Raw genomic sequence first — 14668 nt, 5'->3', positions numbered from 1 at the left:
AGCGGTCGGAAACCCACGACGTCCACCGACCGCTCCACACTATCGACGCGCGGTCAGCCTACGGCGGACGGGCGCGGCCGGTCCACGTCGGGTTCTCATCTCCTCGTCCATCCGTACCGGTACAACGAGGCAACCCACCGGCCGGAAGCCCGATGGCGCAAAGTGTCAGCGTCGGCGGGAGCGACTGCCCCGGTCGCGTTTGCTCGCCACTGGACGCGGGCCGACCATCCGCTCGCGCACGATCTCCACGACGGTGGTGGGTGGATCGATCACGTCGACGCCACACAGGTGCACGGTCGGCTCACTACCACCCAGCCGCGTCACCACCTCGGCGTGCTGCTCGATCTCCGCAACGGCGGACGACCCTTTCAGTGCCAGCAGACGGCCGCCCCGCACAGCGAGGGGAAGACTCCACGCCGCCAGCCGATCGAGTGGGGCCACGGCGCGGGCGGTCACCACGTCCCCGCTGATCGGATTCCGGCCGCTCGACCCGGTGGCCGCCTCGTCGGCCCGACCCCGGAACACGCGCACCGTCTTCGCCAGGCCGAGTTGCTCGACGACCTCGATCAGGAAGGACGTGCGCCGAGCGAGCGGCTCGATCAGGGTGACAGTGAGGTCGGGCCGTGCGATGGCGAGCACCAGCCCCGGCAGACCGGCGCCGGACCCGACGTCGAGCACCGTCGCGCCGGACGGAATGCGCTCGGCCACCGCGGCGCAGTTGAGCAGGTGACGATCCCAGATGCGGGGCGCCTCTCGAGGGCCGATCAGGCCACGGACGACCCCGTCGGTGGCCAACAGTTCGGCGTAGGCGGCAGCCAGGTCGAGACGGTCACCGAAGAGGGTCAGCGCGGCCGGTGCCAACTCGGGCGGCAGGGCCGCGTCGTCCGGTGAAGGCACGGTGCCGGATCCAGCAGCGTCGGTGTCCGGAGTGGACGGTCGGACAGGCGACGGCCCGGGCGGCGTACCGCCCGGGCCGGACACGGCGTCGGCCGTGTTGTCGTCGTGGGTCACCCGGTCAGTCCGCCGGCCGTACGACGATGCGCCGGTTCGGCTCCACACCCTCGGACTCGCTGGCCACACCGGACATGGCGTTGACCACGTCGTGCACGCACTTGCGCTCGAACGCGGACATCGCGTCCAGGCGCACCGGCTCGCCGTACTCCTTGACCTTCTCGACGGCGTTCTTGGCGACGGCGGCGAGTTCCTTGCGGCGGTTCGCCCGGTAGCCGCCGACGTCGAGCAGCAGGCGGCTCGGCGTGCCGGTCTGCCGGAAGACGGCGAGGCGGGTCAGCTCCTGGAGGGCCTCAAGGGTGGCCCCGCGCTGACCGACCAGGTTCTGCAGACGCTCGCCGACCACCTCGACCATGGGGCGTCCCGCGGCGACCAGCTCGTCGATGTCGCCGTCGTAGTCGAGGATGTCGAGCAGCCCCTCGACGTAGTCGGCCGCGATCTCGCTCTGCCGGAACAGGTCGCCCTCGCCGACGGCCTTCTTCGACCGGGTGCCGGACGCGGCGGTGTCGGTGTCGTCGTCCGCCTCAGTGTCGTCGTCGTCCTCGGTGTCGTCGCCGTCCACCGCGAGCGTCGCGGTCTCCTCCTCGTCCAGGGGCTGCTCGGTGCGGGGGATGCTGGTCTCGGTCACGGTCTCATCTCCGTACTCGCTCGGCCGGACCGTCGGGTCCGACTGGTTTCCCGGGGCCGGCGGGAGGTCGCCGGTGCCCACGGGCACGTCTGTACGGGCAGTGTCGCCCGTGGCCGCGCGGCGCGCGGTCGGTTCCGTCCGGCGCCGGCCATGCGGCGGCTGCGCGGTGCGGAACGGGCCGCCGTCGGTTCACCGGCGGCGGCCCTTGCCGGTCAGCCCTGCCGCTTGGCGGGGCGACCCTTCTTCGGGTTGTTCATCGGCTTGGCACCCGGCTTCGGCCCGGCCACCTTGGGAGCGGCGGCCTTGACCGGCGCCGCCGGAGCCGTCTTGCCCCGACCGAACAGGCCACCGGACTTGGCGGGCTGCACCGGGTTGCGGCTGGCGGCGGGGGCGGTGGCCTTCTTGGCGGTCACCGGCGGCGGGAACTTCCGCAGCACCCACTGCTGCTGGCCAAGGGTGAAGAGGTTGTTGGTGACCCAGTAGATGATCACACCGATCGGGAAGATCGCGCCGGAGATCAGCAGCGAGGCAGGGATGCCGTAGAGCATCAGTCGCTGGATCATCCGCTGCTGCGGGTCCTCGGCCCAACCGGTCTTGAGGATCATCTGACGGCTGGTCAGGTAGGTGGTCGCGATCATGACCAGGACCAGGACACCGGCGATGACCTTGACGGTGGTGCCGTTGGCGCCGAGGCTGGCCAGCTCGTCGGCGGTGGAGCCGAACTTGCCGGCGATGGGGGCGGTGAAGAGCTTCGCCTGCGAGGCGCTCTGGAACTGGTCGGCGGTCCAGCCGTACAGCGTCTTGTTCTGCTTGTCCGGGTCGAGGCGGCGCAGCACGTGGAAGAGGCCGAGGAAGACCGGGATCTGAAGGAACATCGGAAGGCAACCCATCAGCGGGTTGGCCTTCTCCTTCTTGTACAGCTCCATCATTTCTTTCTGGAGCGTCTCCCGGTCACCCTTGTGCTTCTCCTGCAGCTCCTTGACCTTGGGCTGGAGTGCCTGCATGGCCCGCTGGGACTTGATCTGCTTGACAAAGACGGGGAACAGGATCACCCGGACGGTGACCACCAGGAAAATGATCGCCAGAATCCAGGCGAAGTTGGTGCCGATCACCGCGCCGACGGGCACCCCGATGGCGTCCCAGGCAGAGTGCCAGGTCAGCAGGATCCACGAAATCGCGTAGTAGATCCAGTCGAGACTCAATTCGGGGCTCCAGTCACATCAGCGCGGCGGCGGCCGCCCGGCTCCGGTACCGGGTCATGTCCACCAGGGTGAAAGGGGTGGCAGCGCAACAGCCGCCGGACCGCCAGCACGGCTCCCCGGAGCGCGCCGTGCCGCACGACCGCCTCCTGGGCGTAAGCACTGCACGACGGGTAGAACCGACAGCGGGCCGGCAGTGCCGGACTTATCCACCGACGGTACGCGATGATGGGCGCGATCAGCACCTTGGCACCGGTTGTCGACGGGCGTGCGCCGGTCTGCCCGGTGTCGCTCATCGAGGCCGCCGCTCGCGGGGTGACCGGGCGACCGCGAGGGCGGCGTCCAGGTCGGTGGCGAGCCGAGAGTACGACGCCTGCGCCGCCGCGGGGAGCGCCCGGACGACCAGGGTGCTGCCGGACGGCAGGTCGACCAACCGTTCCCGGACCAGCGCGCGCAGTCGACGCCGGACCCGATTACGGGTCACCGCGTTACCGACGGCCTTGGACACGACGAAGCCGGCACGGGACGGTACGGAGAGCTGCTCCGCACTGTTGTCCCGCACCGGCTCCGGCGAGGCAGGTGTGCTGGGGTCGGCGATCACCGGCACGGTCAGATGGACCACGACGGCACCACGCCCGGCGCGCCGGCCACCACGAACCGCTGCGGCGAAGTCAGTGCTGCGCCGCAGTCGCTGTGCGGCGGCCAGCACGACTGCCCACGTCCCCTGGACCGGCCCGGTCGGCTCAGGCCGACAGGGTGGTGCGACCCTTGGCGCGACGGCTCGAGAGGATGGCACGGCCGGCACGGGTGCGCATGCGCAGCCGGAAGCCGTGGGTCTTCGCGCGCCGGCGGTTGTTCGGCTGGTAGGTGCGCTTGCTCACGTCAGGCTCTCCGTTTTCGTACGCGCCCCGAACGACGGAATCGCCGGGGTCGTGTGGTGGTCCAGGCCACCTCGACGGTGGCCCACGATCGGTGCTGTCCGGCGGAGCGGGACCTCGGCGATGCGGGGATGCGACCGTGGACAGCAAGCACCCATCACCCTAGCAGAGGGCGAGAAAGCAGCCGTTCCAGCCTACGCAGGGGGGCAATGACCGTCAAACACCTCGGGCGGGGGTCAACGGGACGCGCCCGAGGCCGAAGGGTGGTTTTCGCTGATGCCGAGAAGGCCCCCGCCGCGTCGCCGGTTGATGGCGCAGGGACAACGCTGTTACCGTGCCCGATTGCGGTGAGCGTCGGAAGCTCCGGTCGTCGCACAGGCAAGACCGGACCAGGTAGTGAATCGTTCGGCACGGTGAACCCGCTTCAGCGCCCGTTCAGGCAGGGGCAGGTCCCACCCGCGTCCGGCGGAGGCCACAATCGGTCGGTACACAGGCTGTGGATAACTTGTGGATGACCACCGGTCGACCGTCAGGTGGGTGTTGTTCCACCCGCGAACGCGGCGGGCCCGGGACGGCCGGCTGGCAGACAGCGGCGGCCGGGAGCAGAGGCGAGGGGGTGGCACGACGGTGGCCGGTACGACCGACCTTGCCGCAGTGTGGTTAGCGGCGACCGACGAGCTCGCCGACGAGATCATCTCCGCACAGCAGCGTGCCTACCTCCGACTGACCCGGCTGCGGGCGATAGTCGAGGACACCGCACTGCTCTCCGTCCCGGACGCCTTCACCCGTGACGTGATCGAGTCCCGGCTCCGCCCGGCGATCACCGAGGCCCTCACCCGCCGGCTGGGTCGGCCGATCCAGGTGGCGGTCACCGTCCGGGTCGCCGAGGACGCCGCCGGCCGACCGGCCGGCACCGTCTACCGCAGTGCTCCGGAGACCGGGCCGTTCGACGTCGAGGGTCCGGCTGCCGACCCCTTCGACGACCAGGGCGCTCGGCCGTCCGCCGACCCGATGATCCCCGAGCAGACCCACGCCGGGCACGCGCCCGAGCCGACCGCGCCACCCGCACCTGCGGGTCCGCCCGCCGCGCCGGCCGTCGACGCGCACCGCCCAGGGCTGATTCCCGCCAGCAGGGACGGGCAGGAGGCGTTGTTCAGCACCGCCTTCGCTGAGCCCATGCGTACCCCCCGGCCCGGGCCCGACCGGCGTGGCTACGACGAGCAGGCCGCCCGGCTGGACCCGCCGGGCCCGGACACCCGGCCCTACGAGCCCCGCTACCGGGAAGAGTCGGCGTCTCCGCGCGACCAGCACGTGATCCGCGCGCTCCCTCGGGACACCGGCACGGACAGCGGCCCGGGCCGTAGCGGCGTGGACCACCGGACGGGTGGTCGGGACGACCGCCGGCTGCCCGGTGCCGACACCGGCGGTAACCGGCTCAACCCGAAGTACATGTTCGAGACGTTCGTCATCGGATCGTCCAACCGCTTCGCGCACGCGGCGAGCGTGGCGGTGGCGGAGTCACCGGCGAAGGCGTACAACCCGCTCTTCATCTACGGGCACTCCGGTCTTGGCAAGACGCACCTGCTGCACGCCATCGGGCACTACGCCACGACCCTCGGCAACGCCCGCTCGGTCCGGTACGTCTCGACCGAGGAATTCACCAACGACTTCATCAACTCGCTCCGGGACGACAAGACCAGCGCGTTCCAGCGGCGCTACCGCGACGTCGACATCCTCCTGATCGACGACATCCAGTTCCTGGAGAACCGCGAGCGCACCCAGGAGGAGTTCTTCCACACCTTCAACACCCTGCACAACGCCAACAAGCAGATCGTGATCACCTCCGACCGGTCGCCGCGCCAGCTGGCCACCCTGGAGGACCGGATGCGAACCCGGTTCGAGTGGGGGTTGCTGGCCGACATCCAGCCGCCGGACCTGGAGACCCGGATCGCGATCCTGCAGAAGAAGGCGGCGCAGGAGCGGATGTACGCCCCGCCGGACGTGTTGGAGTTCATCGCCTCCCGGGTGTCGAACTCGATCCGGGAACTGGAGGGGGCGCTGATCCGGGTGACGGCGTTCGCCAGCCTGACCCGGTCGACCGTCGAGCTGTCCCTGGCCGAGGAGGTGCTCCGGGACTTCATGCCCGACGGCGCCGGGCCGGAGATCAACGCCGACCAGATCATGGCGTCGACGGCTGACTACTTCGGTGTGAGCCTGGAGGACCTCCGGGGCCAGTCCAGGTCCCGCGTGCTCGTCAACGCGCGGCAGGTGGCCATGTACCTGTGTCGGGAGTTGACCGAGCTGTCGCTGCCCCGGATCGGGCAGGCCTTCGGCGGTCGGGACCACACCACTGTGATGCACGCCGACCGGAAGATCCGGCAGCAGATGGCGGAGCGCCGCTCTCTCTACAACCAGATCGCCGAGCTGACCAACCGGATCAAGCAGAACAGCTGAGGCGTACGCCGGCCGTCGTGACGGCGCACAGCCCGGGACACGCCCGGCCGGATCTCCGGGTCGGGCGTACTTTTTTCGGTTCCCGAGTGGACTCTCGACATGGTGTAGGCCACAGGATCGAGCCCGTGACCGCCTCGCCTCCCACTCGTTGTCCACAGCTCGTTGTCCACCGCCGGTGGATAACTACGGTCCGTCCGGCGACGGTTACCCACAGGCTGTGGAGAAACCCTGTGTACGAGGCTGTGGACGCCTGGGGACAACCGGCACGTTATCCACCGATGACCGTCGACCTGTGTACGAGCTGTTGAAGGTTCTGGGGATGACGGCAATGGTGATCTTCATCGTCGTCCACAGGCTTGGGGAGAAAGTCGGTGGATTACCGGTGGACAACCGGTGGACGACGGTGGACAACCGGTGGACGAGAGCGGGCTGTGGACACGCAAGCAAGTTGTACCCCCGGTTCTCCACAGCTAAATCACCGGTGGATAACCTGTCTGAGCTGCGCAGACCTGGCTTTTCCACAGTTTGCACAGGTGCGATGAAGACGATGAGTTATCTCTTCTAAGAGAACAAAAACCAATCATCACCGTTGGGCTTTCTGTGGATCGGGCCGAACGCTGCCGGATCAGCCGGTCAGCATCGACACGATCCGTGGGGTCGGGCGCACAGCCGATACCCCCGCGCCCTAAGGTGCGATGGGTACCCGCACGGTCGGGCGGGACGGTAGGCAGCGGTCGGCATGAGAGAGTTGTCGCTGACGTCGACGCGGAGGCATTGATGAAGTTCCGAGTGGAGCGCGACGCGCTCGCCGAGGCCGTGGCGTGGACCGCGAAGAGCCTGCCCAACCGGCCGTCCGTACCGGTGCTCGCCGGGGTGATGCTCCGGGTCACCGACGGCAACCTGCGGGTTTCCGGCTTCGACTACGAGGTCTCCAGCCAGGTGACCGTCGAGGTGCAGGGGGACGCCGACGGCGCCGCCCTCGTCTCCGGTCGCCTGCTCGCCGAGATCACCAAGGCGTTGCCGGCCAAGCCGGTGGACATCGCCGCGGTCGGCGCGCACCTCGAGTTGGTCTGCGGCAGCGCCCGGTTCACCCTTCCCACCATGCCGGTGGAGGACTACCCGGCACTGCCCGAGATGCCGCAGAGCGCCGGCACTGTCGATGCCGCCGCGTTCGCCACGGCGGTCTCCCAGGTGGCCATCGCGGCCGGCCGGGACGAGACCCTTCCGATGATGACCGGCGTACGCGTCGAGCTCTCCGGCAGCACGCTCTCGATGCTCGCCACCGACCGCTACCGGTTGGCCCTGCGTGAGATCCAGTGGCGGCCGGACGACCCCGACGTGAGCATCAACGCCCTGGTGCCGGCCCGCACCCTGAACGACACCGCCAAGGCCCTCGGCCCGCTGGGTGGCGAGGTCACCCTCGCTCTGGCCCAGGGCGCTGCGGGCGAGGGCATGGTCGGCCTGGCCGGTGGCACCCGACGCACCACCAGCCGCCTGCTCGACGGCGCCAACTACCCGCCGGTCCGGTCGCTCTTCCCGGCCACCCACAACGCCGAGGCCCGGGTGCCGGTCAGCACCCTGATCGAGGTCGTCAAGCGGGTCGCCCTGGTTGCCGAGCGGACCACCCCGGTGCTGCTGAGCTTCAGCGCCGACGGCCTGGTGGTGGAGGCCGGTGGTTCCGAGGAGGCCCGCGCCAGCGAGGCGATGGAGGCCACCTTCACCGGTGACGCGCTGACCATCGGGTTCAACCCGCAGTACCTCATCGACGGCCTGGCAAACCTGGGCTCCCAGACGGCAGTCCTGTCGTTCGTCGACGCCTTCAAGCCCGCCGTGATCTCCCCCGCCGGCGAGGATGGCGACGTCATTCCCGGGTACCGGTACCTCATCATGCCGATCCGCGTCTCTCGCTGATCGCGCCCAGCAACAAAGATCCACGGAGGTACACACAGATGCAGCTCGGCCTTGTAGGACTCGGCCGTATGGGCGGCAACATGCGGGAGAGGTTGCGCGCCGCTGGTCACGAAATCGTCGGCTTCGACCACAACGCGCAGATCAGTGACGTCGCATCCCTCGCGGGCCTGGCAGAGAAGCTCGAGTCGCCGCGCGCGGTCTGGGTCATGGTGCCCGCCGGCGTCACCGACGCGACCATCGACGAGCTGGCCGCTGTGCTCGGCGAGGGCGACATCATCATCGACGGCGGCAACTCGCGGTTCAGCGACGACGCGCCCCGAGCCGAACGGCTCAACGAGCGGGGCATCGGCTACCTCGACGTCGGCGTCTCCGGCGGCGTCTGGGGCCGGCAGAACGGCTACGGGCTGATGGTCGGCGGCGCCCAGGAGCACGTGGACCGGCTGATGCCGATCTTCGACGCTCTCAAGCCGGAGGGCGAGTTCGGTTTCGTGCACGCCGGGCCGGTCGGCGCCGGGCACTACTCGAAGATGGTGCACAACGGCATCGAGTACGGCCTGATGCACGCCTACGCCGAGGGCTACGAGCTGATGGCGGCCTCCGAGTTGGTGACCAACGTGCCGGGCGTCATCAAGTCCTGGCGGGAGGGCACCGTCGTCCGCTCCTGGCTGCTCGACCTGCTGGACCGGGCGCTCGACGAGGACCCGGAGCTGGCCGACCTGAGCGGCTACACCGAGGACACCGGCGAGGGTCGGTGGACCGTCGACGAGGCGGTCCGGCTGGCCGTACCGCTGAATGTGATCACCGCTTCGCTGTTCGCCCGGTTCGCCTCGCGACAGGACGACTCGCCCGCCATGAAGGCCGTCTCCGCGCTGCGTCAGCAGTTCGGCGGCCACGCCGTCCACAAGCGCTGAGCGGTATCGACACCCGGTGTACGTCCAACGGTTGGAACTGGTCGACTTCCGCTCGTACGAGCGGGTGGCCGTCGATCTCCAACCGGGGGCGAACGTCCTGATCGGCGCCAACGGCGTCGGCAAGACGAATCTCGTCGAGGCGTTGGGCTACGTGGCGACCCTGGACTCGCACCGGGTCGCCACCGACGCACCCCTCGTGCGGATGGGTGCCACGTCGGCGGTGATCCGCTGCGCGGTGGCGCACGACGGGCGGGAACTCCTTGTCGAGTTGGAGATCGTGCCCGGCAAGGCCAACCGCGCCCGGCTGGGCCGGTCACCGGCGCGGCGGGCCCGGGACGTGCTGGGCGCCCTGCGACTCGTGCTCTTCGCCCCGGAGGACCTTGAGCTGGTCCGGGGCGACCCGGCCGAGCGCCGCCGCTACCTGGACGACCTGCTGGTCAGCCGCCAACCCCGGTACGCCGGTGTCCGGGCCGACTACGAGCGGGTGGTCAAGCAGCGCAACGCCCTGCTGCGTACCGCGTACCTGGCTCGCAAGACCGGCGGCTCGCGAGGCGGCGACCTGGGCACCCTCGCCGTCTGGGACACCCACCTGGCCCAGCACGGCGCGGAGTTGCTCGCCGGCCGCCTGGAGCTCGTGGCCGCGCTCACCCCGCACGTCGCGAAGGCGTACGACGCGGTGGCCGCCGGCCGGGGCGCCGCCAGCATCACCTACCGCCCCTCGATCGACCTGGCCGAGCCGACCACCGACCGGGCGGTGTTGGCGGAGGCCCTCGCCGCGGCCCTGGTCGCGTCCCGCTCCGCCGAGATCGAACGGGGCACCACCCTGGTCGGCCCGCACCGCGACGAGCTGGCGCTGGCCCTCGGGCCACTGCCCGCCAAGGGGTACGCCAGCCACGGCGAGTCGTGGTCGTTCGCGCTCGCGCTGCGGCTGGCCGGTTACGACCTCCTGCGGGCCGACGGCATCGAGCCGGTGCTGGTGCTCGACGACGTCTTCGCCGAGTTGGACACCGGCCGCCGGGAGCGGCTGGCGGAGCTGGTCGGCGGGGCGAGTCAGCTGTTGGTCACCTGCGCGGTGGACGACGACGTGCCGGCAGCCCTGCGTGGCAGCCGCTACCGGGTCGGCGAAGGGACGGTACGTCGTGTCGAATGAGTCAGGCGCCAGCCGTCCCCAGAAGGGCGGAGGCGACACAGCGGGTGCGCGTACCCCCGGGGCGGAATCGACCGGCGGTGAGCCGGCGGCTGCCGCCAGTGGGCCGGAGTTGGCTCGGGCGGTGCTCGACGCGGCGTTGTCCAAGCGGCAGGCGGCGGCTCGCGCGCGGCGTACCCCTGGGGGTGCGGGCGGCGATGCTGCCGGCGGCTCGGGGCGGCGGTTGCGGGGCTACTCCGGCCCGGGCCCCGACCCCCGCGATCCGCAGCCGCTCGGTGCGGTGCTGAACCGGTTGGTGAAGGCGCGTGGCTGGCAGCAGCCGGCGGCCGAGGCCACCGTGTTCGGTGCCTGGGAGCGGGTCGTCGGCGCGGAGGTCGCCCAGAACAGCCGTCCGGTCAAGCTGGAGAACGGTGAGTTGACCGTGGAGGCGCGGTCGACGGCCTGGGCCACCCAACTGCGGCTGCTGGCCGGTTCGCTGCTCAAGCAGATCGCCAGCGAGGTCGGCCACAACGTGGTGCGAAAGCTGCACATCCACGGGCCGGCGGCGCCGTCGTGGTCGAAGGGGCCGCGCCGGGTACGCGGGCGGGGCCCACGCGACACGTACGGCTGACCGAGCCTCAGCCCCGTCGGTTGGCCTCGCGGGCGGCCCGCTTGAGCTCGCGTTGCTCCCGGGTGTAGCGCTTGCGCTCGGCCAGGTCCTGTTTCCACGCCTCGCGGGCCTCGGCGGAGCCGCCCTGCACCGCGCCCTTCACACCGTCGGCCGGGCCGGCGAGGTGCCGGAAGGCCCAGCGTAGGAGTCGGCCGCCCTCGCCCGGAGCCCTGGTGACCGCGCCGTCGTCGCTCATCTGCCGCCCTCTCCCACGTTGTCCCGCTGATCATTGGGACACCAACAGTTGGTGTACCAATGATTGGTACGATAGCCATCGTGGACGGGGAGGGCAACCGATGAGCGAGAGACCGCAGGGCGTCGACCCGTTGGCGCTGGAACAGCAGGTCTGCTTCGCCCTGTCGGTCGCTGCGCGCAGTGTGGTGGCGGTCTACCGGCCACTGCTGGAACCGATGGGGCTTACCCATCCGCAGTACCTGGTCATGTTGGCGCTCTGGCAGCACGCACCGTTGTCCGGTCGCGACCTCAGCCGCCTGTTGCAGCTCGATCCGGGCACCCTGTCACCCCTGCTCAAGCGGCTCGAAGCGGCCGGCTACCTGCGCCGGGAACGCGACCCCAGCGACGAGCGCAGCCTCGCCGTCACCCTGACCGCCAGCGGTGCCGCGCTCCGCAGCCAGGCCGAGCTGATCCCGGCCGCGATCGTGCAGCGCCTCGGGCTGCCCGTCGAGGACCTGCAACACCTGCACGGGGTGCTCACCCAGCTGATCGCGGCCGCCAATCGACCGACGGGCGGCGCAGCGGCTGAAGGGACCCGCGCGGGTCAGGCGTCGGCGTAGACGGCGAAGCCGCGTTCGGCGCAGCGCCGGTAGAACGCCGCGAGCACGCCCAGCTCGGCACAGGTGAAGTTCCACTGCGGCGGGTCGCCGCGCTCGTCGCGCAGCGCGTCGAGCCGGCTCTCCAGCCATCGCAACTGTTGTTCGGCCAGCCTGCCGTCGCCGAGCAGGGAACGCAGCACGGTGCTCACCGACTCGAAGGTGACCGACTCGCCGTACGCGCGGTGCCCCGCGACGAACCTCTCGATTCCGCCAGCGATCCAGGAGCAGCCGTCCGGGTCGATCACCGGGTCCTCGTCCTCGGCGGCGGCGTCTGTGGCGTACAACACACCTTCGAGGCCGAGGAGCAGATCCACCAACTCGGTGTACGCGGTCGCCCGGATGGTGCCGGTCTTCGCGATCAGCTCGGCCAGGGCGGCCGTCGGCGCGGAGATTCGCGGCAGGTCGACGATCTCGCCGAAGTCGACGAACTCGGCCGGCGCCACCGGATCGTAGAAGCGGCCGGTCCGCGGCCAGTGCACCGCGACGTTGTCCAGCCCCATCTGTCACCTCTTCAAGAGCACGTGTCGGGTCGATCGAGTCGATCGTCCCGGTTCCAGGCCGTAAAGATCAAGGCTGGTTCCGGGGCGCCGCAAACGTACGGCACGGACGCCCCGGCCGCGACCCCCGACCCGCCCGGGCGCGGGTCAACCCGTTCGGCGGCGGCGCGTGCGATCCGAGCCTGGCGTGTGGGGGGAGTCGTGGGCGACGGGGTTCTGCCGGCTATGGACTTCTCAGCCGCCTCTCTGAGGGTGCCGAGTGGTGGTTCTGTCCCCTGGGCACAGTAGGATTGACAGCGAGACGAAGACTCGGTGCGGGGGGCGGGGCCGGTGGCCCAGGTTCATTCTCCACGTCGGGTCGAGCCGATCGCGATCCGCGGGCAACCGCGGCGACCGGCGCGTTCGACCCGCTGTCCGGAGGTCTCCGGCACCGGTCCGCGCGCCGACGTCGCGTCCTGTCCGCCGAACCCGCGCCCGCTGCGCCCTACCGGCGCAGCTGACGCGAGAAAGTGGCCGAGGGTGGCAGCGCAGGAAAAGCAGGAGTACGGCGCAGAGTCGATCACCGTTCTCGAAGGGCTGGAGGCGGTCCGCAAGCGGCCCGGTATGTACATCGGGTCCACCGGCGAGCGCGGTCTGCACCACCTCGTCTGGGAGGTTGTGGACAACGCTGTCGACGAGGCGCTCGCCGGATACTGCGACACCATCGACGTGGTGCTGTTGGCCGACGGTGGCGTCCGGGTCACCGACAACGGCCGTGGTTTCCCGGTCGACCTCCACCCGAAGCTCAAGAAGCCGGGTGTCGAGGTCGCGCTGACCGTGCTGCACGCGGGTGGCAAGTTCGACGGCAAGGCGTACGCGGTCTCCGGTGGTCTGCACGGCGTCGGCGTCTCCGTGGTGAACGCGCTCTCCACCCGGATGGCCGTGGAGATCCACAAGTCCGGGTTCGTCTGGCGGCAGCAGTACACCAACTCCAAGCCGGGCACGCTGGAGAAGGGCGAGACCACCGACCGCAGCGGCTCGGCGGTGTCCTTCTGGCCCGACCCCGACGTGTTCGAGACCGTCGACTTCGACTTCCAGACCATCTACCGGCGACTCCAGGAGATGGCCTTCCTCAACCGCGCCCTGCGCATCCACCTGCTCGACGAGCGGGTCGCCGAGGAGGAGGACGGCCGGCAGCGCGAGGTCACCTTCTACTACGAGGGCGGCATCTCCGACTTCGTCCGGCACCTCAACGCCTCGAAGAACCCGATCCACAAGACAGTGGTCGAGTTCGGCGCCGAGGAAGAGGGCATGTCCGTCGAGATCGCCATGCAGTGGAACGAGTCGTACGGCGAGTCGGTCTACACGTTCGCCAACACGATCAACACGCACGAGGGCGGCACCCACGAGGAGGGCTTCCGGTCCGCGCTGACCAGCGTGGTCAACCGGTACGGCACCGACAAGAAGCTGCTCAAGGGCGACGAGAAGCTCTCCGGCGAGGACATCCGTGAAGGGCTCGCGGCGATCATCTCGGTCAAGTTGGCCAACCCGCAGTTCGAGGGCCAGACGAAGACCAAGCTCGGCAACACCCCGGTGAAGAGCTTCGTGCAGCGGGTCTGCAACGAGTGGTTGGTCGACTGGTTCGACCGCAACCCGGCCGAGGCCAAGATGATCATCACGAAGGCCTCCCAGGCGGCCCGGGCCCGGATCGCCGCGCAGCAGGCGCGCAAGCTGGCCCGGCGTAAGTCGCTGCTGGAGTCCGGCTCCATGCCGGGCAAGCTGGCCGACTGCCAGTCCACCGACCCGCGCGAGTCCGAGGTTTTCATCGTCGAGGGCGACTCGGCCGGTGGCTCGGCGAAGCAGGGTCGGGACCCGCGCACGCAGGCGATCCTGCCGATCCGCGGCAAGATCCTCAACGTGGAGAAGGCCCGGATCGACCGGGTTCTGAAGAACAACGAGGTCCAGGCGCTGATCACCGCGCTGGGCACCGGCATCCACGACGACTTCGACATGGAGAAGCTGCGGTACCACAAGGTGGTGCTGATGGCCGACGCGGACGTCGACGGCCAGCACATCCAGACGCTGCTGCTCACCCTGCTGTTCCGCTTCATGCGTCCACTTGTCGAGCTGGGGCACGTCTACCTGGCTGCTCCGCCGCTCTACAAGATCAAGTGGAACAAGAAGGGTGACGACGCGCAGTACGCGTACTCCGACCGTGAGCGGGACGGGCTGATCGCGCTGCGCCAGCAGAAGAAGGCCAACGCCAAGCCGGACGACATCCAGCGCTTCAAGGGCCTCGGCGAGATGAACTATCCCGAGCTGTGGGAAACCACGATGAACCCGGCGACGCGTACATTGCGTCAGGTCACTCTCGACGACGCGGCCACGGCCGACGAGTTGTTCAGTGTGCTGATGGGTGAGGACGTCGAGGCGCGCCGGTCGTTCATCCAGCGCAACGCCAAGGACGTGCGATTCCTGGACATCTGACGGACTGCTGTGGATCGGCCGGGTGCTGCCCGGTCGATCCACCGGTCCACAGAGTTATCCACAGCATGGCCGGTATCCACAGCG

Annotated in this window: 15 protein-coding genes; 7 read left to right on the top strand and 8 right to left on the bottom strand. The window is 69.8% G+C overall.

Annotated elements, in window-relative coordinates; all coding sequences use genetic code 11:
- Nucleotides 1–165: 165 nt before the first annotated feature.
- The 6 genes from rsmG to rpmH form a co-directional block, all read right to left on the bottom strand.
- On the bottom strand, nucleotides 166–897 hold the full coding sequence (gene rsmG, locus FHU34_RS01445; protein ID WP_145778332.1) for a 16S rRNA (guanine(527)-N(7))-methyltransferase RsmG: 732 nt from the start codon (nucleotides 895–897) through the stop codon (nucleotides 166–168).
- A gap of 118 nt (nucleotides 898–1015) precedes the next feature.
- Nucleotides 1016–1639, bottom strand: a complete 624-nt coding sequence (locus FHU34_RS01440; RefSeq protein WP_145778331.1) for a Jag family protein — start codon at nucleotides 1637–1639, stop codon at nucleotides 1016–1018.
- Between the two features lie 212 nt (nucleotides 1640–1851).
- The gene (yidC, locus tag FHU34_RS01435) at nucleotides 1852–2841 is read right to left on the bottom strand and encodes a membrane protein insertase YidC (protein WP_145778330.1); all 990 of its coding nucleotides are present in this window, start codon (nucleotides 2839–2841) and stop codon (nucleotides 1852–1854) included.
- Nucleotides 2838–3134, bottom strand: a complete 297-nt coding sequence (yidD, locus tag FHU34_RS01430) for a membrane protein insertion efficiency factor YidD (protein ID WP_145778329.1) — start codon at nucleotides 3132–3134, stop codon at nucleotides 2838–2840. Before yidD ends, yidC begins: the two co-directional genes overlap by 4 nt.
- Complete coding sequence (gene rnpA / locus FHU34_RS01425) at nucleotides 3131–3547, bottom strand: ribonuclease P protein component (protein ID WP_145778328.1); 417 nt, start codon at nucleotides 3545–3547, stop codon at nucleotides 3131–3133. The genes yidD and rnpA overlap by 4 nt, the downstream gene beginning before the upstream one ends.
- Before the next feature lie 34 nt (nucleotides 3548–3581).
- Complete coding sequence (gene rpmH / locus FHU34_RS01420) at nucleotides 3582–3719, bottom strand: 50S ribosomal protein L34 (RefSeq protein ID WP_007453904.1); 138 nt, start codon at nucleotides 3717–3719, stop codon at nucleotides 3582–3584.
- A gap of 624 nt (nucleotides 3720–4343) precedes the next feature.
- Here rpmH and dnaA point away from each other — a divergent pair.
- The 5 genes from dnaA (at nucleotide 4344) to FHU34_RS01395 (ending at nucleotide 10749) form a co-directional block, all read left to right on the top strand.
- On the top strand, nucleotides 4344–6170 hold the full coding sequence (gene dnaA, locus FHU34_RS01415; protein WP_145778327.1) for a chromosomal replication initiator protein DnaA: 1827 nt from the start codon (nucleotides 4344–4346) through the stop codon (nucleotides 6168–6170).
- A 777-nt stretch (nucleotides 6171–6947) separates the two neighbouring features.
- Nucleotides 6948–8081: a DNA polymerase III subunit beta gene (gene dnaN, locus FHU34_RS01410; RefSeq protein ID WP_088987037.1), complete on the top strand. Its 1134-nt coding sequence runs from the start codon at nucleotides 6948–6950 to the stop codon at nucleotides 8079–8081.
- Nucleotides 8082–8119: 38 nt separating this feature from the next.
- Nucleotides 8120–8992 carry a phosphogluconate dehydrogenase (NAD(+)-dependent, decarboxylating) gene (gnd, locus tag FHU34_RS01405; RefSeq protein ID WP_145778326.1) on the top strand — a complete coding sequence of 291 codons (873 nt, stop codon included), beginning with the start codon at nucleotides 8120–8122 and terminating at the stop codon, nucleotides 8990–8992.
- A gap of 16 nt (nucleotides 8993–9008) precedes the next feature.
- Nucleotides 9009–10142, top strand: a complete 1134-nt coding sequence (gene recF, locus FHU34_RS01400) for a DNA replication/repair protein RecF (RefSeq protein ID WP_145778325.1) — start codon at nucleotides 9009–9011, stop codon at nucleotides 10140–10142.
- A complete protein-coding gene (locus FHU34_RS01395) occupies nucleotides 10132–10749 on the top strand; it encodes a DciA family protein (RefSeq protein ID WP_145778324.1) in 618 nt (205 codons plus the stop codon). The genes recF and FHU34_RS01395 overlap by 11 nt, the downstream gene beginning before the upstream one ends.
- A 7-nt stretch (nucleotides 10750–10756) precedes the next feature.
- On the opposite strand, the gene FHU34_RS01390 is transcribed toward FHU34_RS01395, so the two are convergent.
- Nucleotides 10757–10984, bottom strand: a complete 228-nt coding sequence (locus tag FHU34_RS01390) for a hypothetical protein (protein WP_145778323.1) — start codon at nucleotides 10982–10984, stop codon at nucleotides 10757–10759.
- A gap of 100 nt (nucleotides 10985–11084) precedes the next feature.
- Between FHU34_RS01390 and FHU34_RS01385 the strand changes: the two genes are divergently transcribed.
- Nucleotides 11085–11582: a MarR family winged helix-turn-helix transcriptional regulator gene (locus tag FHU34_RS01385; protein WP_145778322.1), complete on the top strand. Its 498-nt coding sequence runs from the start codon at nucleotides 11085–11087 to the stop codon at nucleotides 11580–11582.
- Here FHU34_RS01385 and FHU34_RS01380 read toward each other — a convergent pair.
- Nucleotides 11567–12121, bottom strand: a complete 555-nt coding sequence (locus FHU34_RS01380) for a hypothetical protein (protein WP_145778321.1) — start codon at nucleotides 12119–12121, stop codon at nucleotides 11567–11569. The two genes, FHU34_RS01385 and FHU34_RS01380, sit on opposite strands and share 16 nt — an antisense overlap.
- A gap of 516 nt (nucleotides 12122–12637) precedes the next feature.
- On the opposite strand from FHU34_RS01380, the gene gyrB reads away from it, so the two are divergent.
- Nucleotides 12638–14584, top strand: coding sequence for a DNA topoisomerase (ATP-hydrolyzing) subunit B (gene gyrB / locus FHU34_RS01375; RefSeq protein WP_145778320.1), 1947 nt, complete (start codon nucleotides 12638–12640; stop codon nucleotides 14582–14584).
- Nucleotides 14585–14668 lie beyond the last annotated feature (84 nt).

Source organism: Micromonospora taraxaci, assembly GCF_007830095.1.
GTDB lineage: Bacteria > Actinomycetota > Actinomycetes > Mycobacteriales > Micromonosporaceae > Micromonospora > Micromonospora taraxaci.
The sequence above is the reverse complement of the archived record's forward strand: the minus strand, read 5'-3'. Positions and strand labels throughout refer to the sequence as shown.